This window comes from uncultured Sphingorhabdus sp. (genome assembly GCF_937872355.1).
Classification (GTDB): Bacteria; Pseudomonadota; Alphaproteobacteria; order Sphingomonadales; family Sphingomonadaceae; genus Sphingorhabdus_B.
The window spans coordinates 1-24,273 of the sequence record NZ_CALMSV010000054.1 but is presented as its reverse complement, the minus strand read 5'-3'; the positions used below and the strand labels follow the sequence as shown (position 1 = coordinate 24,273).

At 58.1% G+C, this 24,273-nt stretch carries 31 protein-coding genes and 1 pseudogene; 18 read left to right on the top strand and 14 right to left on the bottom strand.

Features of this window, described 5'->3' with window-relative positions:
- Window positions 1–279, top strand: a pseudogene (locus Q0239_RS18145) (hypothetical protein); the annotation flags it as partial.
- A 63-nt stretch (window positions 280–342) separates the two neighbouring features.
- Window positions 343–1,059: a haloacid dehalogenase type II gene (locus tag Q0239_RS02745; RefSeq protein ID WP_298598036.1), complete on the top strand. Its 717-nt coding sequence runs from the start codon at window positions 343–345 to the stop codon at window positions 1,057–1,059.
- A gap of 105 nt (window positions 1,060–1,164) precedes the next feature.
- On the opposite strand, the gene Q0239_RS02740 is transcribed toward Q0239_RS02745, so the two are convergent.
- Together Q0239_RS02740 and Q0239_RS02735 are read right to left on the bottom strand one after the other, a co-directional pair.
- Window positions 1,165–2,814 (bottom strand): hypothetical protein, encoded by a 1,650-nt coding sequence (locus tag Q0239_RS02740; RefSeq protein WP_298598033.1) that lies wholly within the window; start codon window positions 2,812–2,814, stop codon window positions 1,165–1,167.
- 170 nt (window positions 2,815–2,984) lie between these two features.
- Window positions 2,985–3,479, bottom strand: a complete 495-nt coding sequence (locus tag Q0239_RS02735) for a YaiI/YqxD family protein (protein ID WP_298598030.1) — start codon at window positions 3,477–3,479, stop codon at window positions 2,985–2,987.
- 148 nt (window positions 3,480–3,627) lie between these two features.
- On the opposite strand from Q0239_RS02735, the gene Q0239_RS02730 reads away from it, so the two are divergent.
- Window positions 3,628–3,936, top strand: coding sequence for a hypothetical protein (locus Q0239_RS02730; RefSeq protein WP_298598027.1), 309 nt, complete (start codon window positions 3,628–3,630; stop codon window positions 3,934–3,936).
- Here the strand turns inward: Q0239_RS02730 and Q0239_RS02725 are convergent, their stop codons facing one another.
- Entirely contained in the window at window positions 3,937–4,374 is a 438-nt protein-coding gene (locus tag Q0239_RS02725; RefSeq protein WP_298598024.1) for a hypothetical protein, read from the bottom strand.
- A gap of 294 nt (window positions 4,375–4,668) precedes the next feature.
- Between Q0239_RS02725 and Q0239_RS02720 the strand changes: the two genes are divergently transcribed.
- Together Q0239_RS02720 and Q0239_RS02715 are read left to right on the top strand one after the other, a co-directional pair.
- Window positions 4,669–4,983: a hypothetical protein gene (locus tag Q0239_RS02720; RefSeq protein WP_298598021.1), complete on the top strand. Its 315-nt coding sequence runs from the start codon at window positions 4,669–4,671 to the stop codon at window positions 4,981–4,983.
- 106 nt (window positions 4,984–5,089) lie between these two features.
- Window positions 5,090–6,415 (top strand): MFS transporter, encoded by a 1,326-nt coding sequence (locus Q0239_RS02715; RefSeq protein WP_298598018.1) that lies wholly within the window; start codon window positions 5,090–5,092, stop codon window positions 6,413–6,415.
- Between the two features lie 29 nt (window positions 6,416–6,444).
- Here Q0239_RS02715 and Q0239_RS02710 read toward each other — a convergent pair whose 3' ends face one another.
- Window positions 6,445–6,573 (bottom strand): hypothetical protein, encoded by a 129-nt coding sequence (locus tag Q0239_RS02710; protein ID WP_298598016.1) that lies wholly within the window; start codon window positions 6,571–6,573, stop codon window positions 6,445–6,447.
- Between the two features lie 156 nt (window positions 6,574–6,729).
- Here Q0239_RS02710 and Q0239_RS02705 point away from each other — a divergent pair, with 156 nt between their 5' ends.
- Both Q0239_RS02705 and Q0239_RS02700 read left to right on the top strand, forming a co-directional pair.
- Window positions 6,730–7,080: a hypothetical protein gene (locus Q0239_RS02705; RefSeq protein ID WP_298598013.1), complete on the top strand. Its 351-nt coding sequence runs from the start codon at window positions 6,730–6,732 to the stop codon at window positions 7,078–7,080.
- 29 nt (window positions 7,081–7,109) lie between these two features.
- Window positions 7,110–7,490, top strand: a complete 381-nt coding sequence (locus tag Q0239_RS02700; RefSeq protein WP_298598009.1) for a VOC family protein — start codon at window positions 7,110–7,112, stop codon at window positions 7,488–7,490.
- A gap of 19 nt (window positions 7,491–7,509) precedes the next feature.
- Here the strand turns inward: Q0239_RS02700 and Q0239_RS02695 are convergent, their stop codons facing one another.
- Together Q0239_RS02695 and Q0239_RS02690 are read right to left on the bottom strand one after the other, a co-directional pair.
- A complete protein-coding gene (locus tag Q0239_RS02695) occupies window positions 7,510–8,121 on the bottom strand; it encodes a hypothetical protein (protein WP_298598006.1) in 612 nt (203 codons plus the stop codon).
- On the bottom strand, window positions 8,121–8,423 hold the full coding sequence (locus Q0239_RS02690) for an alkylphosphonate utilization protein (protein ID WP_298598002.1): 303 nt from the start codon (window positions 8,421–8,423) through the stop codon (window positions 8,121–8,123). Before Q0239_RS02690 ends, Q0239_RS02695 begins: the two co-directional genes overlap by 1 nt.
- Before the next feature lie 87 nt (window positions 8,424–8,510).
- Here Q0239_RS02690 and Q0239_RS02685 point away from each other — a divergent pair, with 87 nt between their 5' ends.
- Window positions 8,511–9,347 (top strand): hypothetical protein, encoded by an 837-nt coding sequence (locus tag Q0239_RS02685; RefSeq protein ID WP_298597998.1) that lies wholly within the window; start codon window positions 8,511–8,513, stop codon window positions 9,345–9,347.
- Here the strand turns inward: Q0239_RS02685 and Q0239_RS02680 are convergent, their stop codons facing one another.
- Window positions 9,348–9,770, bottom strand: coding sequence for an ion channel (locus Q0239_RS02680; RefSeq protein ID WP_298597995.1), 423 nt, complete (start codon window positions 9,768–9,770; stop codon window positions 9,348–9,350).
- A 144-nt stretch (window positions 9,771–9,914) separates the two neighbouring features.
- On the opposite strand from Q0239_RS02680, the gene Q0239_RS02675 reads away from it, so the two are divergent.
- A complete protein-coding gene (locus Q0239_RS02675) occupies window positions 9,915–11,135 on the top strand; it encodes a cytochrome P450 (RefSeq protein ID WP_298597992.1) in 1,221 nt (406 codons plus the stop codon).
- Between the two features lie 12 nt (window positions 11,136–11,147).
- Here Q0239_RS02675 and Q0239_RS02670 read toward each other — a convergent pair whose 3' ends face one another.
- Together Q0239_RS02670 and Q0239_RS02665 are read right to left on the bottom strand one after the other, a co-directional pair.
- Window positions 11,148–11,954, bottom strand: coding sequence for a DUF1295 domain-containing protein (locus tag Q0239_RS02670; protein WP_298597989.1), 807 nt, complete (start codon window positions 11,952–11,954; stop codon window positions 11,148–11,150).
- Window positions 11,951–12,556: a lysophospholipid acyltransferase family protein gene (locus Q0239_RS02665; RefSeq protein ID WP_298597986.1), complete on the bottom strand. Its 606-nt coding sequence runs from the start codon at window positions 12,554–12,556 to the stop codon at window positions 11,951–11,953. Before Q0239_RS02665 ends, Q0239_RS02670 begins: the two co-directional genes overlap by 4 nt.
- Before the next feature lie 123 nt (window positions 12,557–12,679).
- On the opposite strand from Q0239_RS02665, the gene Q0239_RS02660 reads away from it, so the two are divergent.
- Complete coding sequence (locus Q0239_RS02660; protein WP_298597983.1) at window positions 12,680–13,810, top strand: beta-ketoacyl-ACP synthase III; 1,131 nt, start codon at window positions 12,680–12,682, stop codon at window positions 13,808–13,810.
- Window positions 13,811–13,850: 40 nt separating this feature from the next.
- On the opposite strand, the gene Q0239_RS02655 is transcribed toward Q0239_RS02660, so the two are convergent.
- The 3 genes from Q0239_RS02655 to Q0239_RS02645 all read right to left on the bottom strand — a co-directional run bounded on the left by Q0239_RS02655 (window position 13,851) and on the right by Q0239_RS02645 (window position 15,063).
- Window positions 13,851–14,342 (bottom strand): thermonuclease family protein, encoded by a 492-nt coding sequence (locus Q0239_RS02655; protein WP_298597980.1) that lies wholly within the window; start codon window positions 14,340–14,342, stop codon window positions 13,851–13,853.
- Window positions 14,343–14,401: 59 nt separating this feature from the next.
- A complete protein-coding gene (locus Q0239_RS02650; RefSeq protein WP_298597977.1) occupies window positions 14,402–14,746 on the bottom strand; it encodes a PilZ domain-containing protein in 345 nt (114 codons plus the stop codon).
- A 140-nt stretch (window positions 14,747–14,886) separates the two neighbouring features.
- The gene (locus Q0239_RS02645; RefSeq protein ID WP_298597974.1) at window positions 14,887–15,063 is read right to left on the bottom strand and encodes a PspC domain-containing protein; all 177 of its coding nucleotides are present in this window, start codon (window positions 15,061–15,063) and stop codon (window positions 14,887–14,889) included.
- 573 nt (window positions 15,064–15,636) lie between these two features.
- Here Q0239_RS02645 and recF point away from each other — a divergent pair.
- The 6 genes from recF to Q0239_RS02615 are packed head-to-tail and all read left to right on the top strand — an operon-like array spanning window position 15,637 to window position 20,978.
- A complete protein-coding gene (gene recF / locus Q0239_RS02640) occupies window positions 15,637–16,701 on the top strand; it encodes a DNA replication/repair protein RecF (protein ID WP_298597971.1) in 1,065 nt (354 codons plus the stop codon).
- Between the two features lie 28 nt (window positions 16,702–16,729).
- On the top strand, window positions 16,730–18,364 hold the full coding sequence (locus tag Q0239_RS02635; protein WP_298597968.1) for a tetratricopeptide repeat-containing sulfotransferase family protein: 1,635 nt from the start codon (window positions 16,730–16,732) through the stop codon (window positions 18,362–18,364).
- A 40-nt stretch (window positions 18,365–18,404) separates the two neighbouring features.
- Entirely contained in the window at window positions 18,405–18,977 is a 573-nt protein-coding gene (pgsA, locus tag Q0239_RS02630) for a CDP-diacylglycerol--glycerol-3-phosphate 3-phosphatidyltransferase (protein ID WP_298597965.1), read from the top strand.
- A gap of 2 nt (window positions 18,978–18,979) precedes the next feature.
- Window positions 18,980–19,231: a molybdopterin converting factor subunit 1 gene (moaD, locus tag Q0239_RS02625; protein ID WP_298597962.1), complete on the top strand. Its 252-nt coding sequence runs from the start codon at window positions 18,980–18,982 to the stop codon at window positions 19,229–19,231.
- Window positions 19,228–19,668: a molybdenum cofactor biosynthesis protein MoaE gene (locus tag Q0239_RS02620; RefSeq protein WP_298597958.1), complete on the top strand. Its 441-nt coding sequence runs from the start codon at window positions 19,228–19,230 to the stop codon at window positions 19,666–19,668. Before moaD ends, Q0239_RS02620 begins: the two co-directional genes overlap by 4 nt.
- 26 nt (window positions 19,669–19,694) lie before the next feature.
- Window positions 19,695–20,978 (top strand): serine hydrolase, encoded by a 1,284-nt coding sequence (locus Q0239_RS02615; protein WP_298597956.1) that lies wholly within the window; start codon window positions 19,695–19,697, stop codon window positions 20,976–20,978.
- On the opposite strand, the gene Q0239_RS02610 is transcribed toward Q0239_RS02615, so the two are convergent.
- Complete coding sequence (locus Q0239_RS02610; RefSeq protein ID WP_298597954.1) at window positions 20,975–21,883, bottom strand: hydrogen peroxide-inducible genes activator; 909 nt, start codon at window positions 21,881–21,883, stop codon at window positions 20,975–20,977. The two genes, Q0239_RS02615 and Q0239_RS02610, sit on opposite strands and share 4 nt — an antisense overlap.
- A gap of 185 nt (window positions 21,884–22,068) precedes the next feature.
- Between Q0239_RS02610 and epsC the strand changes: the two genes are divergently transcribed.
- Both epsC and Q0239_RS02600 read left to right on the top strand, forming a co-directional pair.
- Window positions 22,069–22,785, top strand: coding sequence for a serine O-acetyltransferase EpsC (gene epsC, locus Q0239_RS02605; RefSeq protein ID WP_298597951.1), 717 nt, complete (start codon window positions 22,069–22,071; stop codon window positions 22,783–22,785).
- Window positions 22,782–23,129 carry a DUF2794 domain-containing protein gene (locus Q0239_RS02600; protein WP_298597948.1) on the top strand — a complete coding sequence of 116 codons (348 nt, stop codon included), beginning with the start codon at window positions 22,782–22,784 and terminating at the stop codon, window positions 23,127–23,129. Before epsC ends, Q0239_RS02600 begins: the two co-directional genes overlap by 4 nt.
- On the opposite strand, the gene Q0239_RS02595 is transcribed toward Q0239_RS02600, so the two are convergent.
- The coding region (locus tag Q0239_RS02595) for an alanine racemase (RefSeq protein WP_298597945.1) at window positions 23,126–24,273 on the bottom strand (1,148 nt) is incomplete at its 5' end. The two genes, Q0239_RS02600 and Q0239_RS02595, sit on opposite strands and share 4 nt — an antisense overlap.

Below are 24,273 nucleotides of genomic sequence, written 5' to 3'. Positions count from 1 at the left end.
CTGGTCCCGCCGGCCAAGCGCCGCATCGCCATGGTGTTCCAGTCCTACGCGCTCTATCCGCACATGACCGTCCGCCAGAACATCTCGTTCTCTCTCCGCGTCGCCAAGTCGCCGAAGGACGTCATCGAGAAGCGGACCAACGAGGTGGCGCGCATGCTCCAGCTCGAGGAGCAGCCCGGGGGGGAGGGAGTAACCCACGCTGCAAAACCAGCCCGCCGATGGCTTTGTCGCGGCGGACGAGGCCGAGAAGGGCATGGCGGAGATGAGCAAGGTCTATGATGCCACCGGGCGGGAGTTGTATATGGGGCAGGGTGATCGGGAGCATGATTGAGGATTGACGCCATGACTGCAAATACCCCGCCCAAAGCATTGGCTTTCGATGTGTTCGGTACCGTTGTCGATTGGCGGACGAGCATCGCGGCCTTGGTGGGGCAGGTGCTGACCGGGGCGGGGCACGCCGAGATCGATGCCTTTGGCTTCACCGATGACTGGCGGATGCGCTATCTGATCGGGATGCGCGATTTCGGGCAGACGGGGCGCGGCTTTGTGAAGCTCGATATCCTGCACCGCGAAATGCTCGACGCGTTGCTGACGGATATGCAGCTCGATCTGGCGGAGGCCGACCGCCACACGCTGGTGATGGGCTGGCACCGGCTGGAGCCTTGGCCCGATAGCGTCGAAGGGCTGAACCGGCTCAAGCGGCGCTTCCCGCTCGTCACCTGCTCCAACGGCCATATCGCCTTGCTGGTGAATATGGCGCGGCACGCGGGGCTGCCATGGGATGCGATATTGGGGGCGGAGGTTGCCCAAGCCTATAAGCCCGCTCCCGCCGCCTATCAGCGCACGGCGGAGGCGCTGGATATCGCGCCCGGCGAACTCTGCCTCGTCGCCGCGCACCATGGAGACCTGTTCGCCGCCCGCGCCGCCGGCCTGCAAACCGCCTTCATCCACCGCCCGCTGGAATATGGCGGTGCCCCCGCGCCAGATTTGCAATATCAGCAAGCATGGGATTATGAGGCGGGGAGCTTGACTGAGCTTGCGGAGCAGATGGCGTGTTGAGGTGGGGATGGGCTAGTGATGGCGGAGGTAAGCAAGGACTTTGATGCCACAAGGGATGAACTATATATGGGGCAGGGCTGTCGGGAGCACGGCTAAACTTGGTGTTCAATCGATTTGCCGCTTTAACATTTCGGGCTTAGGCATTTCTAATTCCAGAAAAGTTTGAGATGGTGTGAGGTTGAGGCCTTGAGCATAGGTTTTTACGAGGCGGCGATGCTTAGGATCAAATGTTATACTTCCCATCAGGCAGTTTTTCGCCACAGGTGGGTGTGCCTCGCTTAACCACAAGTAATTTTTGCGCGTCCATTCTAGAACGGCTTTTATTAAGCGATATTCTCCACGGTCATAGCTTGTTTTGTCGCGGATTTCAGTTCCAAAAATATTCAGGCAAATGCCAAGTATACGCGAACCTTCATAATTCGGAAATTTCTCAAGTTTTTTGATTTCATCAAATACGAGGCGTGAGAATTTGAATCTAATTGCGTTCCAAGCTTCGGATTTTTCTCGAAAACCAAAAAAATTTGTCCAGACGGTACCGTAGTGAATTGACCAAGCGTTATCTGGCGACGAGCGTACTGAGGATGCAGCCAACAAAAGATCATACATCATATCTGCAATATGATCGAAAATATTAGCATGGTAACCCGCCGATCCCTTTGGTGGAATTCTAAGCTTTCCAAATTTGAGTTCTTTCTTTTCGCCAAGAAAATTTATGACATCTCTTACAAAATGGGCGGCTGCAGATAGTCTTTTTGCAGGGTCTCGATCGGTTGCATCCATCGGTTGTCCGTTAATCTTATACAACTCCCGCCCTGCATTCTTAATAACATCGAAAGCTCGATTAAGTGCATAGGAATGGCCGCCGTAAAGCCCCGACTCAATATAGTTTTTGAAGGTGATCAGCGTGATTCTACAATAGGCTTCGAACTGGTCTCCATCCATGTCCCATGATACTCTCCAAGGGAGATCTAAGGGTGAGTCCATGCCAACTGAAAGGCCTTCAACAAGGCGGTAATTGCCGTACATCGCGTTGCTAAACGGCTGCACCCAGCCCAAAATGTCCGATCCATAAGTATCTTCGTGATAAAGAATAGAATCTCGGTTTATAATTGCTTCAGTTGTGATATTTTTGGCGAACCCGCCCAACGGGACATGAAACTTCTGCTGACGTGCAGCCTCGTCCATCAACACGATGGCCGTAACTGGTGATGAAGCAACAATATGCCGGCAAAGTTTTCTATTGCCCAACAGCAGTAAAACGTCGTGAGCATACTCTGGCGCTCCGATACTCACTTCGCTTCCTTTTCCTTGTCGACGAGCATTCGAAGTAGAAATAAGTGTATTCGCGGATCTCATAATTTCACTGCCGAGCACTGCCAATTGGGAGTCCGAGCCTCTTACGATTGCTCGGAAAAAAGCGCTGTGAAACCGCTTGCTATTTAGGCGACCGAAGATGGGCGGTCGGATAAATGCAAACCAAATCCATAGTAGAACAGTCATTAAAAATAGCGCGCCAAAAGACGCTTGTAGCACCGAGCGTGAGATGCCCCAAGGTATGGCATACCACCGCTCCGCAAACCATAAGTCAGTTAACAGCGTGCCAATACCTATTATCAAAGTTGAGATGAATGATAACCAAATTAGTGGAATGGCAGCGATTGAGATACGAAAATGGTATAAAAAATCTGATGACGTAAAAACTAGAATTAAAAGAGCGAGCGCCGTTAGAAACTCCGAGAAACCAAATATCGCCAAGCTGGTGTCGATAGCAGGCCTTGTTAGACAGAGCCCGAGCAGTTCTATTTCGCAAATCACCAGCTTACGCCTCCATTGTATCAGCTCGTTTTAATCAGTTTCCCCTAAAAAGCACAACATTGCCCCTCTCTCACTCAACATTTGACGGCAACAATACGAATCTCCCCCGATCACCCCAACCGAACCAAAGCCGCATCCAGCGCCTGCAAAAATCGTGAGCGGTCCGCCTTCGCAAAGGGCGCTGGCCCTCCGGTGATCCCGTCCATTCCGGCGCGCAGGTCGGCCATGATGGCGCGGGTGGCTATGGCGCCGCCGATGGAGCTGGTGGTAAAGGGTTTGCCGTTGTTGCCGATCACCACCGCGCCTGCCTTCAGGCAGCGGTCGGCGAGCAATATGTCGGCGGTGATCACCACGCTGCGCGGCCCGGCTTGCTCCGCGATCCAGTCATCCGCCGCGTCGAAACTGTCTGAGACGATTTGCCGCGTGATCAGCGGATGGTCGGGAATGCGGAAGCGGGCATTGCTGACCAGCACGACGGCCACATTGCGCCGCCAGGCAACCTTGTAAATCTCCTCCTTCACCGGGCAGGCATCGGCATCAACCAATATGCGCGGGCCAGCGGAGGGCGCAGTATCGGGCAGGGGATCGGGGCTGTCGGTCGTCATTTCTTTGCGGCGGCTATAGAGCAATTACGCCCCCGGCACCAACTTCTCTCGCCTCCGCCTCCGCTCCCCGCTGTTGTGTGCCCTGCGTTCATCGGATGAAGCAAATCCCCGCGTGACATTCTCCCTCATCCGGCTACGACTGCGTAATATGACTCTCCCCACCAAATCCCCCGTCCGCACACGCCCCAATCCTTTCACCATTGCGATGGACGCATGGGCGCTTGCAGCTGAATCGAGCATGGTGATCACGATGCGCATGGGTGCGCTGGCCTTTGGTGGCCCGGCGGCGATGAAAGAGGCGGAGCGGATGGTTTCGGAAAAGGTCGCAGCAAACATGGCGCTCGGCTTTGACCTGATGACCGGAAAGCTCGGCACCAGCCCCGATCAGATCCTCAGCGGCAGTATCGCCCATTATTCCCGCCGCGTGCGCCGCAACCGCGAACGGCTGTCGAAATAGTTACGCCGCCTTGCGCAAAGGCTCCATCGGCTGCTTGAAGTAGCGCGCCCAGATATAGGGCCAGGGGACGATGAAATAGGCGATGATGATGCCGATGCAATCGTAGAACAAAGCTTCGATATCAGGCGTCCATTTGCCCGCCATCCAGGCGCGACCTGCGATCAACAGGATCCAGATCGTCTTCCACGCAATCTCATAGAGCATCAGCGGCAGCATCTGCAGCGGATAGCGCACGCCGAGCAGGCTCATCAGCGCGAGCGCCGCTAGCATCGATTTGGCCAGGCCGCGCATCACATCCCAGTCGGCGCTTTCGAATAGCAATTGCGGCCAGACGAACATCGCCCCCATGATCCCGGCCATCAACAGGAACAGGAAACGCATGGCATTAATCCGCCATGTGGCGACCGGCGGCAATTGGGTGTCGTTGAACGTCTGCATAATACTCCCCCACGTGCCGCGTTCGGGTGCGGCAAGCTGTAATAGTGTATTATAGCACTAAGCCTGTCAATGCTGTGCTTGTCATGGGTCATCTGGAGGCGTTTTGAGGCTTTGCTGGGCCGGCAAATCGGCCATTATCGGGGCCGTTCTCTGTGGCAGTTTGCGCGATTTTTCCAATTTTTTGCCGTCCGGGAAAGTTAAGGGATGCCATCAATTCGTGTCCCGAAGGAGCTTCCCGCCATGCGCCGCCACATTTTCACTCTGCTGGCCTGCATGGCTTTGGCCGTACCCCAGATGGCGGCGGCGCAGGGGCGGGATTTTTATGTGTTCCAGTACAACAGCACCATCCGCGATTTTAACAAAGCGATTGATCGGGTGAACGAAGCCAAGACGGACATGAAAACCGAAAGGGATTTTGCGCGGGGCTGCGCGCTTTTGGATGGGCTGATCTCTGATCTGAAGGAGGCGCAGATTCTGGCTGAAAAGCTGGCCGATTATGCGTACCGGATTGAGAATGACGAAGGCCATCGCGCGGCCGTGGATCAGCACAACGCATTGCTCGAAGAACGCCATTATTGGGAAAGCGAACGCAGCCGGATGTGCAGTTAGCCGGGGAACTCCTGAGACCTGAACAAGTCGATCGCTGTCGATAATTCTCTTGGCATCCCTCGTCCGCTCACCCATGGTGGCCGGACGGGATGAGAAGGGAGAGCCGATGTCCGCCAATGGTTTAGAGACTGCGGAGCAGGAATCCGTTCAGGATTCCGCGTCCCGATGGGGGCTGCTCGGGCTGCTGACCATCATAAACGTCCTGAATTTTGTCGACCGGCAGTTGCTCCCCAGCTTTGCGAATTTCATCAAGCCCGAACTCGGGTTGACCGACACCCAATATGGCCTGCTGACGGGGCTGTTCTTCATCATTTTCTACGCAGTCGCCGGGCTGTTCATGGGGATATTGGCCGACCGGATGCACCGGGGAAAGCTGATCGCGGCGGCGATTGCGGTCTGGAGCTTGCTGACCGCGGCGAGCGGGGCAGCGAAGGGTTTTGTTTCGATGGCAATCCCCCGCGCGCTGATCGGTGTAGGGGAATCGGCGCTGACGCCTGCGGCGACATCGCTGCTGGCAGACAGGTTCCGCCCTTCGCAGCTCGGAATGGCGGCGGCGCTTTACTATCTTGGCGTACCGGTGGGGGCAGGGCTCAGCCTGCTGGTCGCAGGCTATCTGGGGCCGACCATCGGCTGGCGCAATTGCTTCTATTTGCTCGGCGCGGTGGGGATGCTGTTTGCGGTACTGATGCTTTTCGTGCGCGACCCGCGGGTGCCGAGCGTGCAGCACCATGAACATGGGCCCGGCCTGCGCGGGCATATGCGGCTGCTCGGCGGTGCACTGAAACAATCGCCGGCCTTGTGCATGATGATCGGTGGCGGGGTTGCGCTGCACTTTGCGGTGGGGGCGGCGGCGTTTGACCAGATCTGGTTTGTCGAGGAACGCGGTTTCGAACGCGCCGAAATCGCCAAGCTGACCGGCTATATCACTGTGGTCGCCGGGATCGCAGGAAACCTGTTTGGCGGCTTTGCGGGGGATTGGTGGTACAAATACCGGAAATCGGGTCGCGCGATGCTGCTCTTCTGGATGTTCCTGATTGTCGGGCCCTTTTCGGTGATCTTTCGCATATTGCCTGCGGATTCGGTGCTGTTTGTGCCGGGGATCGGGCTGGGGATATTCATCCTCTGCGCCTTTTACGGCCCGTCCATCTCGACCATACAGGAACTCTCTCCGCCTAACGCTCGCGCCACGGTGATCGCGTTCAACATATTGTGCCTGAATGTCGTGGGCCTTGGCCTTGGTATTACCGGCACCGGCTGGTTGATTGACATGTTCCGCACGGCGGGCAGTCTGGAGCCTTACACCCATGCGGCGATGACGATGTCGATCGCCTCGCTGCTCGCACTGCCGGCCTTCTTCCTTGCCGGGCGCTGGTTCCACCGTGACAAGGCACGGATCGACAGCGGTTTGCCGGGCAGGTTTGAATTTGGTTGAGGGGAAAGCGCTATTGAGCGGCTAGCTCATCAATTGCTCCGGCCTTCGTCGCGGCGCTGTTTGCGGGCGTTGTTGCGGCGGATGGCGAGACCGCCGATAATGGCCAGTACGGCCATTAATGCGATCAGCGAATAGGCAATGATCAGTCGGGTTTCCAAGGCTGGTTCCTGTATGCGACTGACCCAAGGCATTCGGAGCGCTGGCAGCGCCCTACACCCTTTTGTCGCAAAGTGGGCATGAAAAGCGCATAGGTGGTGTGGCCGATCCTTTACGTCACTTAAATTGCCGCTAGATATGTGAGCCGGGGGATGGGGATGACTGAAATCGATAAACCGGTGAATATGCGCTGGCGCTGGTTTTTCTATGCCGCGGCGGCTTATAACATCGTGATCGGCGGGGCGGGGCTGGCAAACAGTGCGGCACTCGTCAATGACCGGATTGTCGGGCTGCTCGTGGTCTGTTTTGGCATAGTCTACGCGATGGTCGGCCGCGAACCGCCGCGCTTCGGCCCCATGCTGTGGGCGGGAATAGTGGGCAAGGCGGGGATCGTCTTGCTGTTGCTGCCCGATGTGCTTGGCGGAGGCGCGGCGCCGAGAACGGGGGTAGTATTGGCCGGAGACGCGTTGTTCACCATCGGCTTCCTGATCTTCCTGCTGCGGCGATAGGAATTACAAACGCGTTGAGAGAGGTAAATGTGGCAAAAATTCTTGGCCTGGGCGGCCTGTTCTTCAAATCGGCCGATCCTGCCGCCACCAATGAATGGTATGCGCGGGTGTTGGGCATCGATGTCCAGCCTTGGGGCGTGGTGTTCACCCCCGATGCCGCTGCGTCGCATCCGGGGGCGGCAACGGTCTTTTCGCCTTTCAAGGCCGATACCGATTATTTCGCGCCGTCGGACAAGGAATTCATGTTCAATTTGATGGTCGATGATCTCGACGGCATACTTGCCCGCTGCGCCGAACATGGGGTTGAGCCGGTGAAGACCTTCCCCGAAGAAGCCAATGGCCGCTTTGCGCACATCATGGATCCCGAAGGCCGCAAGATTGAGCTGTGGCAGCCCAAGCCGATGGACTGATATCCGTTTTTAGGTTCGCCTAACCACCCCAGGGCGGCGGCGCGACCATGGTTGTGCTGAGGTCAAATTCGACGCGGAAAAAACGCGCATTTGCACCGGTGCGGCGCAGGACATAGACAAAGCGGGGGTTGGCCGCGCTGCTGTCGCTGATCTCGACCTCCCAGACATTGGTGACCGACACGTCGCGGCCTTCGCGGCGAAACAGCGCAATGCTTTCGGCATCGACCGGGAAGGCTTGTGCGGTTGCCGTGCCAGCGGTCGCCGTATCGCCGCCATATTGGGTCAGCCGATCTTCGCTGCCATCTTCATGCCGGTGATCATGTTTCAGCCGCAGTCCGGTAGTCGTGCGTGTAATCACCCATGTGCGCGAGCGATCCCATTTGCCGTCCGCGTCTTTTGGCCCGACATGGAAAGGGATGCGAATCTCATTCTCGCTGCAACTGCGCACATGCATCAGCATAGGGCGCCCCTTGAAGTCTGCGTCAGCGGCTTCGTCACTTGCGAGTTTGCCTGGATAGGCCTTGCCGCAATGTGCGCTCAGATTGGCCCAAAAGGTATCTTGCGGATTGGCGGGTGGGGTAATCGCGCAGGCCGAAAGCGCGAGCGCGGCGAGCAACGCCACCCGTCTCATCAGCGTTTCCGCACAAATTCGGCGCGCAGCACGAGGCCCTTTATGCCTTCATATTTGCAGTCAATTTCCTGAGGATCGCCGGTCAGCCGGATAGATTTGATCAGCGTGCCCTGTTTCAGCGTCTGGCCCGCACCTTTGACGGTCAGGTCCTTGATCAGCGTTACCTGATCGCCATCCTGCAATATATTGCCGACCGCATCGCGGACCTCTACCGAATTGGCTGCGGCCTGCTTGGCTGCAAGTTCAGAGGCGGGCAGCCATTCGCCGCTTTCCTCATCATAAACATAATCTTCGTCCGACATTTTCCCGCCTTTCCCGCGCGCGCTTTGCGCCCCGGCTGCGCGATTTGCAAGCTTGCCGTGCATGACGGTGGTGGCTAACGGCAGGGTATGAGAATTTTCGCCATGATTGGCTGTGCGCTTGGTACGGCAGCCTTGTTCTTCGCGCAGGGCGCAATGGCCAATCCCGAACTTGAGGTTGCCGATCGAGGTACGGTGCCGACGTGCAGCGTCACCGATGCCTTATCCGCCGACATGGCGAAGCGCGCGAGCGAATTGGGTTATGTCCGCGAGGAGTTGATGCCTTCGACCGTGACGGCGCCGCAATTTCGTGGGCGGCTGCGCTGTGCACGGACGCTTGACGGCTTTGGCAAAACAATCGGTATCGCGCTGGTCGAGGATTTCCTGCTGGATGGCGAAAAGGTTCGCGCGCTTTATCAGGGCGATACCATCATATTCTCGCTGGCGGGCACAACGCCGGCGGCAACCTATCCGACGCGCAAAGGCGAGGTCCGCTGTTATCGCAGCGGCGCGGCCGCCGTCGTCCAGTGCACGACAGGGTTCGGCCCCAATGGCGCAAGTATGCTTGTGCTGCAAAACCAGAATGAGGAATATTTGCTCGGCTTGTCGGTCAGCGCTTATGACTGGCCCGAGATTAAAGGCGCGCCCGTTGCGCCATTACTGTTTCGTGCGGGCGAAAATGCAGCGGTGTCGATTGGTTGGGTTAACCAGTCACTATCGGACGCAGAAGATGTAGCGGCTTGGACCGCAATATTGGAGGGCAAGTCCTTCACCGATGCTTTGTTGCAGCAAAAGGGGCCTGTTCCAGTCGAAATCGAAATCAGGCTGGCAAACAACCAATCGGTGAAACAGGCTTTTGACTTTGCCGAGATGATCGCGCTGTATCGCGCGATGGCGGCCTTGACCCGCGAAATGCCGGTCCGCTGATCAGCGGCCTAGCCGGGTTACCAGCGTAACGAAAAAGGCAGTGGACCAACCAAGCAGGAGCAGCCCGTTGATGCCCTCAATGCCGGCCACCAGCCGCCATGCAGGCTCGATATAGCGATCATCATAACCGATACCGGCATAGCTGATGGTTGAAAAATAGACGGCGGTTTCGAGCATGGGGATTGCGCCGACCGCGATGAAGAGAAAGGCGTAGAGCCAGATCTCCATGCCATGAAGCAGGAACAGGCCCAGTACGAGCGCCAATGTGAAGAAAAGGCTGCGGCGCGACAATTTGGGCACATGATGCGCCCGTTCCTCATGCGCCTCGATCCGGACCATGCGCGACAACAGGTTCAGGCCGAGCCCGTGCAGGATGACCGTCACGATGACCATGGCGGTCGAGATAGCGAGATGCAGCAGCATTGTATCAATCTGCCATGTTTGAGCAGAATAGCCATTGATGCAGCGCAAATTTTGTCGAGCGAAAAATGGTAAGCAGGCTTGTAAAGCCCAACCCGCTGCGTATCGTCGCGGCGGGTGGTCCCACAACAAGCGAGAATCCTATTCATGTCCGACGAAGAACAGCCGCTGCCAACGGGTTACCAGCTTTCGGCGCTTGACCCGACCTATCGCGAAACGCCCTGGGTCCCGCTCGACCGGTTGCGCGCCGCAGATCCGGTTCATCATGATCAGCAATTGGGCCGCTATTTCCTGACACGCGGGCAAGAGGTTTCGGAACTGATCAAGAACCGCGAACTCAACGCCGATCCGCGCAAGGCCAATGAAGGCAGTTTTTCGAAGACACTGTACGGCAATAACAGCAAGGAATTGTCGATCCTGATGCTCGACGATCCCGAGCATAAACGGCAGCGGACGCTGGTGCTGAAAGCGTTCAACAAACGCTCGGTCGAGGCGCTGCTGCCGCGTATAGAGGAAATCGCGAAGGGGCTGGCTGACGATATCGAAGCAGCAGAGGGCGAGTTTGATTTTGTCCAACTGTTCGGATCGCCCTTGCCGACCACGGTGATGGCCGAACTGTTGGGTATCAACCCTGCCGACCGCAAAGATTTCCGCCGCTGGTCATTGGGCTGTATGCAGGCGCTCAACCCCTTTCGCACGCCCGAACAGACAGCGCTTTACGAGGAATCGACCACCGTACTTGCCGACTATCTGGCGCGGGAGGTGAATATTCGCCGGAGCCAGCCGAGCGACGACCTGATCACCCGCCTTGCGCAGGCGGAGGAGGAGGGCGACAGCCTGACGACGCAGGATATCGTGCTGTTGATCCGGCTGCTGCTCATCGCAGGCAATTCGACCACCACCGATATGCTGGGGGCGGGCGTGGTGCAGTTGCTCAAAAATCCCGATCAGCTCGCCAAATTCCGCGCGCGGCCCGACCTGCATGATAATGCAATGGACGAAATCCTCCGCGTCGAGCCACCGGTGTCGCAGGTGCTGCGCAGCGCGCATGAGGATATGCAGGTTGCCGACAAGGCGATCAAAAAGGGCGATACCATTCATATGTCGTTGTTCGGCGTGCATTATGATCCGGAAATGAACCCCGATCCGCTGAAATTCGATATCGAACGCAAGACTATCCAGCATTTCGCCTTTGGCGGCGGCGCGCATTATTGCCTTGGTGCGGGGCTGGGCAAGGCGCAGGCGAAGATTGCGCTGCCGATGCTGTTCGAACGCTTCCCCAACCTGGCCTTCGCGCCGGGGCGCGAGGTGAAGCACAAGGTCGCGCCTGCCTTTAATGGTTATGGCGAGGTGTGGTTGGTGAAATAGCCCGGATAAGGGCTATTTCTTGGGTGGCCAGGGGAAGAAGCCCGAGGTGCGCTCGATATAGGCGGCATATTCGGGGCGGTTCTTTTTCAGGCTGCGCTCCAGCAATGGCTTGCCCGACCATTTGGTCAGCGTGAAAGTCAAGAATATCGGGCCGATGATGCTGATCCAGCCAGCGGGGCCAGTTTCCGCCGCCACCAGCCAGATGCCCCACCAGGTACAGGCATCGCCGAAATAATTGGGGTGGCGGGTATAACGCCACAGCCCAGTATCGAGCACCTTGCCCTTGTTTGCGGGGTTGTGGCGGAACGCCTTGAGCTGCGCATCGCCGACGGTTTCAAAGATTATGCCGATCATCGCGACAGCCACGCCGATCCAGGCGATCGGCCCCATCACCCAGCGCCCGCCCTCGCTGGCCCAGATGCCGAGCTGTGCGGGCAACGAGGTAATGAACAGCAGGGGTGCCTGCGTCAGGAAGACCATGAGGAGCGCGGTCTTCGCCCAGCTCCAGCCCTTGGTTTCCATCGCATGGCCGATAATTTTTTTGTAGCGCGGGTCTTCGCCCTCTCGCCGCCAGCGTGTGACCAGATGGGTGGCAAGCCGCACGCCCCATATCGTTGTGAGTGCCAGCAACACATCGGCGCGGCGGCCATTGCCGTCGATCTGCAGCCAGCTTGCCCAGGCAAGGATGACCATTCCGAACGCCCAGAAGGCGTCGATGAAAGACACATCGCGGATTTTGACCGCATAGGCCCAGAGCAGCAGGATTGCGACCATCAACGCCACAAGGTTGATTGCCAGCATGGTCAACGCACCGCTCATGTTTCGCTCTCCCCGGTAATGCTCGCCATTTGCTTCGACGGATGCTTGGGCGTCACCTTGGCATACACTTCTGCCACCTTTGCCATATCCGCCTCATAATCGCCGGTTGGCCAGATCATCGGGCCAAGTCCGCCGGTTTTCTTGCCATAATCCATCATGCCGACGACCATCGGCACCTTCGCACCTAGCGCGATATGATAGAAACCCGTCTTCCATTTGCGCACCGCGCCGCGCGTGCCTTCGGGCGCGATGGTGAGCATGAATTCCTTATGCTTCGCGAACTCGTCGATCATTGCCTGCACATAATTGCCGCCCTTTTTGCGATCGACCGGAACGCCGCCCATATCGAGCATGAAATCGCGCATTGGCCAGCGGAAAAGCGCGGTTTTGGCCATGAAATGCGGGGTAATGCCAAGCGTTTGGGTGAGGCCGATATAATAGACAAAATCCCAATTTGATGTGTGTGGCGCGGCGATGATGATGAAGCGGCGCGGCTCGGGGATTTCACCCACCGCAGTCCAGCCCTGCCGCCTGTAAAACCACATCAACAATGCCCGAACGCCGCGTGATAGCAGGCTGGGTTTGCGCGTCTCCAATGCCATGCGTTTTATGGCTCCCCTCTTGCACCGGATAGTGGACTCGGAGCGCGGCAAAAGCAATTAGCTTGTTTCCCGTATTGGGTGGCGCTAGTCCGCTGCCATCACAACAATATAAGCGGGATTGACATGTCAGACGCCTACACTCCGGTCATTTCGGCGACCGGGCTTTACACCCCCAGCGATACCATTTCGAACGAGGAACTGGTCGCGAGCTTCAACGCTTATGTAGACCTCTATAACGCCCGCAATCCCGATGCCGAGCCGCTGGTGCACAGCTCGGTCGAATTTGTCGAAAAAGCGAGCGGCATCAAATCGCGCCATGTGATTGACAAGACCGCGATCATTGATCCCGAAATCATGGAGCCGCGCTATGCCGAGCGTTCCAATGACCAGATTTCACTGATGGCCGAAATCGGCGTTGCCGCATGCCGCGACGCGCTGGCCAAGGCCGGGCGCGATATCGCCGATGTCGACGCCGTGCTGTGTGCTGCTTCCAACATGCAGCGCGGCTATCCGGCGATGGCGGTGGAAATCCAGCACGAACTGGGCATGGAACGCGGTTTCGGCTTTGACATGAATGTTGCCTGCTCGTCGGCCACTTTCGGTATCCAGACCGCCGCAGATTATATCCGCGCGGGCAATGCAAAATCGGTACTGGTCGTGAACCCGGAAATCACCTCGGGCCACCTCAACTGGCGCGATCGCGACAGCCACTTCATCTTTGGCGATGTGGCGACGGCCATCCTTGTCGAGGCAAAGGATATTGCGCCCGCGCAGCACTGGGAAATCTTGGGAACGCGGCTGAAGACCCAGTATAGCAATAATATCCGCAACAATTTCGGTTTCCTCAACCGCGCAGAGGGCAAGGGGCCCGTCGACCAGAGTGGCCCGAAGACCGACAAGCTGTTCGTTCAGGAAGGCCGCAAGGTTTTCAAGGAAGTGGTGCCGATGGTCGCGCAGATGATCGTCGATCATGCCGCGCATCTGGGCCTTGAAGGCAGCAATTTGCGCCGTCTGTGGTTGCACCAAGCCAATCAGGGGATGAACCGCCTGATTTCGCAGCGCGTGCTGGGGCATGAGGCGAATGAGGATGAGAGCCCTACCGTGCTCGATACCTATGCCAATACCTCCAGCGCGGGTTCGATCATCGCTTTCCACAAGCATAATGAAGACCTAAAGGCCGGCGATACCGGGCTGATCTGCTCCTTTGGTGCAGGCTATTCGGCGGGCACGGTATTCGTGCGGAAAGTCGGTTGAGATAGCCGGCCGGTGGAAAGAATTAAGGCGCTGCGGGCATTTAACGCGGATTGATCACGCGCCATTCGCTGGGGGGGACAAAGCTGCCCTGCCAAATCCCGCGTTTGGCAAGGCGCGCGGCATCTTCCTCATCAGGATAATCCCGCACACCATAATAGTCATGGCTTATGGCCATGCCGTCGCGAACCTGGGCACCGGCAATATCGGCTGTTTGGCGGGTTGAGCAGGTAGCTAGCGCGCGACCATATTTGTCTTTGGTTTGTGCTTTGCAGACAAGGCCGGGTTCAAGCAGGCGTTTTTCGAGAGCGGCACGTGCGGCTTTCCCGCACTGCCATTCAACGCCCTCTGCATCCCGGCAGGTCTGGCGATATTCGGGCGCATCTATGCCATAGAGTCGCAATTTATTGGTGCCGATGGTGAAGCTGTCTCCATCCGCTGCGACCACTTTTTTACCACTGGCGGAAATCGATTCCCGAGGCTCATAGAGCCACGCTGCAGCAAACATGAAGCCGAGCAGCAGTAAGGCGATCAAGCTTCTGCCTAAGCGGCGTTTTTTGGGTTGGGTCCGGCTAGCCGGAAATCGCAAAGCCCTCACAAATGACCGAGAAATGGGTATTTGGCGCGGATATGATCGTAGATCGCCGGATGCAGCCGCTGCAGAAACGAACAGCCATATTCATCCTGCTTTTTCCAGACGATAACCGCTTCCAATGGAGCGAAACCCGGCAGGGTGATATGGACATTCTTACCTTCGCCCATATAGGTCACCGATGAAATACGACAGCCCGACTGGGACAGATCCAAAATCAGTGCCCTGTGACGGCCTCCGCCATGTTCGCGTACATCGATGGTTATATATACTTCGCCGCGTGAATATTTGCGATGTTCATCGCCGCTGTTTACAGTTTCATCCCGTTTGCTCGGGCCTTCGGGCATAGAATGCCTTTCCTGCAAGCGATTGCTTGTATGTAACATGGATTATCACGTTCAAAGTTTAAGTCCAAGCTGAATAACGGCGTTAATATTCGATGATTTAGCGACTGGATAGAAAATAGACGTTGCCGGATCGATTGGGGTCAATCGAGGATCAACCCCAAGGCGACGTAAATCAGCAACGCAGAGCCGAAGCCGAACAGCGTGGCGAGTACGAAAACAACGCGGATTACCGTGGCGTCGACGCCGGTCCAGTTGGCGAGGCCTGCGCAGACGCCCCAGATTTTCTTGTTGGCGCGATCGAGCACTAATTTGGTCATTTTGCTTTCCTTCGAAGTAACGGGTTTGATGACTGGGGGCAGATCGAATTTCGGGTTCATCAGACGATACCACCCTGAAGTGCGGGGGCGATGCTCATCCCGACCGTGACGAAGGCGCACAGCAGAGCGGCTGCGATCGAAAAGAGCTGGTTGCGAGACGAAGCGTTCATTTCAAATTCCTTTCAGGTGTGACGCTGTTACGCGAGATAGGGAGCTACAGGAGCGACGGCGGGGGCAACGCTGACGCCGATGGTCAAGAATGCACATGCGATAGCTGCGAATACCGAAGCGAACTGGTTACGGGTCGAAATGGTCATTTTAAAAGTCCTTCCTTGTTCATGTTCCGGGTCATCCCGGGGATGCCAAGGTAATTGCAGGATGCGTGCCAGTTTTAGAATATATAATAAAAACAACTATATAATATTTTCCGACGTGAAAAACACGATTTTACGAACCTGAATATTGGGAAAATACACCAACATTTTGCGATGACCATGCTGGAATTCGCGCCAATGCGCACCCGCATCCCCAAATCGGCGTTGACGCGGCCAGCATCTCGGATAGGGCACGCAAATGGCGCTCGATCGGCTCGACCTTACAGATTTTCGAAATCACGCCGCGCTCAGCGTGCGTCCGCACGGGCGCTTCATCATCCTGCATGGAGCGAATGGCGCCGGTAAGACCAATATATTGGAGGCCGTATCGCTGCTGGTGCCGGGGCGGGGTTTGCGCCGGAGCAATCTGCACGAAATGTCGCGGCAAGACGGGGCCGGGGGGTTTGCCGTCGCTGCAACCCTAAACGGGACTGCGCTGGGCACAGCTGTTTCGGCGGATGCGCCGGGTCGACGCATAGTGCATATCAATGGTGCAAACTCTGCCATCAACGATCTGGCGGAATGGTTGTCGATATTGTGGCTGACGCCCGCAATGGACCGGCTGTTCATGGATGGCGCTGGCGCAAGGCGCCGTTTCCTTGATCGGCTGGTACTGGCGCTTGAACCTTCGCATGCGCTCAACAGCAGCCGCTATGAAAATGCCCTGCGCCAGCGCAACCGGATGCTGTCCGAAGGGCAGGGTGATGCCGCCTGGTTCGACGCGGTCGAAGCCAGCATGGCACAATATGCCGCGGCGATCATTGAAAGTCGGGCGCGCACGGTGGCGCAGCTTTCGGAGCGGCTTGCCGCCATGCCACCATCGCCTTTTGCAAAGCCTGTTCTGGGGCTTGAGGATGTAGCGGTTCCCGACACTGAAATGCTGGCTGCGACATGGAAATCCAGTCGCGGGCGTGATCGTGCCGCAGGACGCACGCTGACAGGGCCGCACCGCAATGATTTGCTCGTCCGGCATGATGGCCACGGCCAGCCAGCGGCAAGCTGCTCGACCGGTGAGCAAAAGGCGCTTTTGCTCTCGCTGATCCTTGCGCATGCGGCGCTCGTCGCGGAACTGCGCGGCACGCCACCGATATTGTTGCTCGATGAAGTAGCAGCCCACCTTGACCCGGGCCGTCGTGAAGCGCTGTTCGTGCGCCTCTACGATACTGGCAGCCAGGTGTGGATGACTGGGACGGAGGAAAGCCTGTTCGACAGCGCAGGCAATGATGCACTTCGGCTGCACATCGCCGAGAGCGCGCTTGGCTGAATCCGGCGAGTGCGATAAGCGCATCGATATGACGCAAAACGCCCCTGATCTTGCCAGCCATTATGTCGCGCGCGGAATGCGCAATCCGCAACTGATAGAGGCGGCGCTGGCGATCAACGAAGACCGGTTGCCCGATGCCGAACCGATTTTGCGGGCTCATTTGCACAAGGATCCGTTCGACGTCGCGGCAATCCGCCTGATGGCGCAGCTCGCGGCGCGGCTCGGCCGGTTCAAGGACAGTGAAGCTTTGCTTCGACGGGCGTTGGAGCTGGCACCCGATTTCACCGCAGCTAAATCCAATCTTGCAGGAATCCTGTACCGCCAAAACCGTTTCGAAGAGGCAGTCCAGCTGCTCGATACGGTGCTGCAAATCGATGCCGATGATGCCAGCGGGCAAAGCCTGATGGCGGCGGCGTTGGGCCGGATTGGGGAATATGATGAAGCGTTGGCGCTCTATGGCGCGTTGACCCAGCGCTTTCCCGAACATGCCAAGCTCTGGATGAGCTATGGCCATGTCCTCAAAACCGTGGGGCAGCAGGAAGAGGGCATCGCCGCCTATCGCCGTGCGTTGGCGGTCGAGCCGACCTTGGGCGAAGTTTGGTGGAGCCTTGCCAACCTGAAGACGGTGCGTTTCGACGAGGCTGATATCGCTGCGATGGAGGCCGCGCTTGAAACGACGGGGCTGTCGGACGACGACAGGCTTCACCTGCATTTCGCGCTCGGCAAGGCGTTTGATGACCGGCGAGAGGCCGAAACATCATTCGGCCATTATGACCGGGCCAATGCCATACGGCACGGCCAGCTCGATTATGATCCCGATGTCGTGACAAACCATGTCGACAAGATCATCGCCACCTTCACCACCGAATTTGTCGCTGCCCGTGATGGGCAGGGTGATGCGACGCCCGATCCGATATTCATCCTCGGCATGCCGCGCGCGGGATCAACCCTGCTCGAACAGATATTGGCCAGCCATTCGCAGATCGAAGGCACGATGGAATTGCCCGACTTGCCTGCCATCGCGCTGCGCGAAGGCAAGGCGACACCGAGCGGCTGGGTCGATGCCGTCAAGGATATGCCGGCAGAACGGCTCGCCGAACTGGGTGCGGAATTCCTTCAGCGTACTGCTGTGCAGCGCAAGACCGACAAACCCTTTTACATCGACAAGCTGCCCAATAATTGGGTCTATATCGGGCTGATCCACTTGATCCTGCCCAATGCCAAGATCATCGACGCACGGCGGCATCCGCTCGATTGCTGTTTCTCCAACTTCCGCCAGCATTTCGCCAAGGGTCAGGCGTTCAGCTACAGCCTGTCTGACATGGGGCGTTATTATGCCGATTATGTGCGGTTGATGGCGCATTTCGATAAAGTGCTGCCGGGCCGTGTCCACCGCGTGATCCACGAACAGGTGATCGAACAGCCCGAGGCGCAGGTGCGCGCAATGCTCGATTATCTGGGCGTGCCGTTCGAAGAGGCCTGCCTCAACTTCCACCAGAACAAGCGCGCGGTGCGCACTGCATCGAGCGAACAGGTGCGCCGCCCGATCAATCGCGATGGTGTTGAACAATGGAAGCCCTATGAACAATGGCTCGATCCGCTGAAGGATGCTTTGGGTGCATTGTGGCAAAGCTATCCGGCTGTTCCTGCGACCGGAAAATAGCGGATGTTTTTCCGCACATTTGGCGTTAGGAATTGATCACATGCTGAGCTTGCCCAATATCCTTACGCTCTCGCGCATCCTGGCGGTGCCAATATTGGTGTTCCTGCTGTGGCCGGGCACGCGACCGGGCCTGACCCAGCCTTTGCCGATCGATTATTGGCTGGCCTTCGCGCTCTACTGCCTGATGGGGATTACTGATTATTTCGACGGCTATTTGGCGCGCGCGCAGGGGACAGTTTCGAAGCTGGGCGTGTTTCTTGATCCGATTGCCGACAAGATCATGGTCGGCGCGGTCATCCTGCTGCTGGTTTTCACCCGCGATGTCGATGGCTGGCATGTGATTGCCGCGCTGGTGATCCTGCTGCGCGAGATCACCGTGTCGGGCCTGCGCGAATTCCTTGCCGGGCTGCAGGTGTCGGTGCCGGTTTCGCAACTGGCGAAATGGAAAACCACGGCGCAACTGGTCGCCTTTGGCGGGCTGATCCTTGCGGGTGCCTTGCCCGAATGGGCCTTGTTAAAAACCGCCGCGCTCAGCCTTTTGTGGGTCGCGGCGGTGCTGACGATCATCACCGGCTGGGATTATCTGCGCGTCGGCATCAAGCATATGGATTGACCATGAAGCTGGTCTATTTCGCACGCGTTCGTGAGGCGCTGGGCTGCGAGGGGGAAGAGATGGAATTTCCCGCAAACGTACTGACGGTTGGCGATGCAATCGACTGGCTGACCGCGCAATCGCCGCGCTATGCGGAGGCCTTTGCGGACAGATCGAAGCTCCGCTTCGCGCTCGACCAGCGCTTGGTGAAATCTGACGTACCGATAAAAGGCGCAACCGAATTTGCCATTTTTCCGCCGGTCACGGGCGGATGATCCGCGTTTCGGTTCAGCACGAAGCATTCGATATCGCTGCGGAAATCGGCGAACTTGAGGCAGCGGGTGTCGGGGCCATCGCAACCTTTACCGGCATTGTTCGCGGCGATGATGGTGTGACCGCGATCGAGCTCGAACATTATCCCGGCATGACCGAGGCGAGCCTCAACGACATTTGCGCAGTAGCACAGGAACGCTGGGGCTTGACCGGTTGCACCATCGTCCACCGCGTCGGCCGGATGGAGGTCGGCGAGCCCATAGTGCTGGTCGTCACCGCCTCGCCACACCGCGCTGCCGCACTGGAGGCCTGCACCTTCCTGATCGACCGGCTGAAAACCGATGCCCCGTTCTGGAAGCGCGAACATCGGGGCGATGCTGCGCTATGGGTGGAACAGAAAACGAGCGATGTCGAACGCGGCCAGGGTTGGGGCGGGTGAGCAATATTAATAAAACGGGGTGGGGAATGAATCGTTTGAGAAATGTCATCCTGTGCAGTGCGATTGCATTGGCTGCAACTGCCCCGGTATCGGTTCAGGCAGACGCGACCAAAGAGGCGGGGGCAAGCTTTGCAATCAGCAAGGCGCGCATCGACGCGGCTTTGGCAGGCATGGTCAGCGATGGGCGCGCAGCGGGCGTTTCGGCGCTGGTGTGGAAGGATGGGCGGGAGGTCTATTTCGGCACTTCGGGCCATGCCGACCGCGATAATGGCAAGCCGATGCAGCGCGACACGATCGTGCAGATATTCTCCATGACCAAACCGGTTACCGGCGTCGCGCTGATGCAATTATGGGAGCAGGGGAAGTTCGGCCTCGACGATCCGGTGGCGCGATATTTGCCCGAATTTGCCAATATGCAGGTCTATGCCGGCAAGGACGCCAATGGCGTTGCGCAATATCGCCCGGCAAGCCGCCCGATCAGCATTCGTGACCTGATGCGGCATAGCGCGGGATTTGCGGGTGAGGGCAAGGAAACGCCTGCGCATGAAGCCTTCAGCCTCGCCAAACCGTCGGCGCTTGATCACGACCTGTCCGAGCTAGGCCGCCGATTGGCGCGCGTGCCCTTGCTTCATGATCCGGGCGAGCGCTGGGTTTATGGCATTTCAGTGGACGTGCAGGCGTTGCTCGTCGAGAAGCTCTCAGGCCAGCCTTATGCCGAATATGTGAAGCAGCATATCCTCAATCCGCTCAAGATGCGCGACACGGCATGGCGCCAGCCCGAGGCCAATTTTGCACGCTTCGCGGCGATGTATCTGCGCAAGGATGGCAAATTGGAGCGCGCGAGCGACGCGCAAGCTCGCATGCTCAACTTTGAGGACAACAAGCTCACCCCAGGCGCTTATGGCCTCGCCTCCACACTCGACGATTATATGCGCTTTGCACGGATGCTGTTGGGCAAGGGGCAACTCGATGGGGTGCGTATCCTGAAACCATCGACGGTCGAGCTGATGGCCAGCGATCATCTTGATCCCCGGGTGACAGACCGTCAATGGCTGCCCGGTAAGGGGGCGGTTGGCTTCGGTTTCAATTTCGCCGTGCGCAAATCGGCTCCTCAAACGCCCGAGGAAAATCGTGGCGCGACCGGGGAATTTTTCTGGGACGGCGCGGCGACGACGTTGTTCTGGGTCGACCCGGCGAACAATATGGCGGCAGTCTATTTCGGGCAGGTGATGCCATTTGACGGCACATTGCACCACGATATCCGCCAAGCGGTCTATGGGGCTGGCTATCTGGGCCCAACCGGAGACTAGGCGTTGTTGACCAATTCGCGCATCGTTTCCGCCAACAGTTCGAATTCCGGCTGGCGCGGGCTGTTGGTGCGCCATACGAGCGCAATTTCACGGCTGGCATGAGGGGCATCGAGCGGGCGGGCCAATACTTCGGTACCGTTGAGCAGCCCGTTCTTCACCGCAATTTCGGGAACCAATGTCTGGCCCAGGCCGTTGTCGACCATCTGGATCAGCGTGTGCAGTGAAGTGCCGAGCATCGTTGCCGACGCGCGCAGTTCGGGGCGGTTGCATGCAGCGAGGGCATGATCCTTCAGGCAATGCCCATCGACGAGCAACAGCAGGCGCGATTCATCGATCATTTCAGGAACGATGGTGCTGGGCGGATTGTCGGGCTCTCCCTTGGGGAAGGCTACGAACAGCCGGTCGTCGAACAGCTTGGCATGTTCGGTATCGCCGCAACCATAAGGCAGCGCGAGCAGCACGCAATCGACCTGCCCGCGATGCAGCGCTTCGCAAGCGGCTGCACTGGTTTCTTCGCGCAGATAAAGTTTGAGGTCGGGATATTTCTTGCGCAGCGCGGGCAACAGGCGTGGCAGCAGGAAAGGGGCGATGGTCGGTATTACGCTCATCCGCAATTCGTCGGCCAGCGGCTTTCCGGCAGCGCGCGCCATATCGGCCAGTTCCTCGGCCTCGCGCAAAATGCGGTGTGCCTTGGCCACCATTTTCTTGCCCAGCGGCGTGAAGCGCACAACGCGGCGGGTGCGTTCGACCAGCACCAGCCCGAGCAGCGACTCAAGTTCGCGGATACCTGCGGAAAGCGTTGATTGCGTGACATAACAGGCATCGGCTGCCTTGCCGAAATGGCCATGCTCTTCGAGCGCGACCAGATATTGCAGCTGTTTCAGCGTGGGCAGATAGGTCGACATAAAGCGGTCCAATCGATTAATCAGGCTTAATTAATCGCTATATCCGATAAAATCCATGTTTTTCCTTTGACCAAGGTCAACAGGTCTGGAATTATTTGCATCAGCGCTTAACTTTACAGGCGTAACAAACGAATGGCCAATGCGGACGGCAAGTTCGCACTGCGGGTTGCGGGAGGTAAAAGGCCATGCTTGGAAATTTTGTCGAGTATCTCGACTCGATCAAGGCACGCGATCCGGCGCCGCGCACGCGCTGGGAGATTTTGCTCTACCCGGGCGTTTGGGCGCTCGGCCTGCACCGCGTTGCGCACTGGCTGTTCAAAGGCGAGATGTATTTTCTCGCGCGGCTGGTGAACCCTATCTCGCGTTTCCTGACGGCGATCGACATCCACCCGGGCGCAACCATTGGACGCAATTTCTTCATCGACCATGGCTTTGTAGTGATAGGCGAGACTGCCGAGATCGGTGACAATGTGACGATCTATCAGGGCGCGACGCTGGGTGGCACTAACCCCACCAGCGGGCAGGGCGGAAAGCGCCATCCGACTATTGGTGACAATGTGATCATCAGTCTAGGCGCGGCCATATTGGGGCCGCTGACCGTCGGCGCGAACAGCCGCATCGGTGCCAATGCCGTGGTCACCAAGGATGTGCCCGAAGGTGCGACGATGGTGGGCATTCCGGCCAAGCCGACTTTGGTCGAGGTGAAGCCCGAAACTCAGAATTTTGTGCCTTATGGCACGCCGTGCAGCGAACGATTCGATCCAGCGACGCAAAAGCTGGAACTGCTGCAATGCGAAATGGAAACGATGCAGAAGCGCCTCGCCGTGCTGCTCGAAGAGCGCGATGCCCTTGCGGCGGCCAAAAGTTCGGCACGCAAGCGTGGAGGTAGCAAACCGGCTTGAGCGCGATCATCACGCCCTTTCCGGTTTCAGCGCGCCATCCGGCGCAGGTCGGCTTTGAGCGTGACGAACTAACCCGCATATTGGATTTGTACGGTCGCATGGTTGCGGCGGGAAACTGGCGCGACTACGCCATTGATCTTGGCCGCGATGTAGCCATTTTCTCGGCTTTCCGGCGCACAGCCGAACGCCCCGAATACCGCATCGTCAAAGACCCCTCGCTGCGCAACAAGCAAGGCATGTGGGCGCTGATTGGTGAAGGCGGGGCTGTGCTGAAGCGCGGCCACGAACTGGTGCCTGTTCTGGCGCCGGTGGAGAGGAAACTGCTCAAACTGGTTGAGGGTTAGGCACTCACCGGTAATGTTGGCCAATATTCGGCAATTTCACCACCATCGAACACCGCAATATCCCCGAATTGCAGGAACAGGGCTTCGCTCTGGTCCGGTCGCATGAAGACGGTGTCGCCGGGTTTCAGGTCGATCTTACGCGATCCGGTGAGTAATTCCTGATTGGAGGAGCGGCCGAACAGGCTGGAATATTGCAGGCCATCGGGCGACATTGGTTTTGCCAGCCAATGGCCGCCATGGATGTAGAAACCGCGCTCGGTATTCCGGTCCCACCAGTGCAGCGCGCCCGATAAAGGCTCAAGCCCCGGCAATTGCTGGTCGCTGCTCGCCTTGAGCACCGGTGTCGTGATGAACGCTGCCGGGGTCAAGTCGGCCAGATCGTCATAGTCAAAATCGCCGGGTTTGACGAAAGCAGAGCCGACCGAGACCTCGTTGGCGACGGTCCCTTTGCAGTGGCGGCGGAAGGTCGGGCTGCCTGCACCGTTCAGCGTCATAGCGCCCACATCGACGTCCGCGGCCTTCAATATCCCGATCGCGTTTTTATAGGCTACCTGCGTCGCCGCATAGGTTGTGTCCGGGCTGGGCATTTTGGGAACGTGCGGGTCATAGCCCATCAGGCCTGACAGCTTTACGCCGGCCTTTTTGGCGGCCGCGACCGTGTCGGAAAGCATAGCCGGATCGGCAAAGCCCCCGCGGTGGAGGCCGACATCGATCTCAAGGCTGGCATTCAACTGCACCCCGCGCGCCTTTGCCACCTCGACATATTCGGAGAGCCGCAGCGGCGTATCGATCAGCCACTGTACATTGGCGATGGCAGCGCTGCCCGCGCTATCGATTACGCGCGCATATTCGCTGGCGGGGAGGGGCGTACCCCTCACGGAATTGGCGTCGGCGCGGTGCGGCAGGAATTGCTTCAGCATTTCGGCGCTGAACACCATCAACCGGTCGCTGCCCATGCCAGCGAGGACAAAGTCGAGCAGCTTGGGAGAGGGGAGTGATTTGGCAACGACCCGCAGCGGCAGGCCAGCCTTGTCGACGCTTTGCCGGATAGCGGCCACATTGGCGGCAAGTCTTTTGCGGTCGATCACCAAGGTCGGGCGGTTGAGACCGGCGCGGCCAAGCGCGCCTGCAAGCCCTTTGAAAT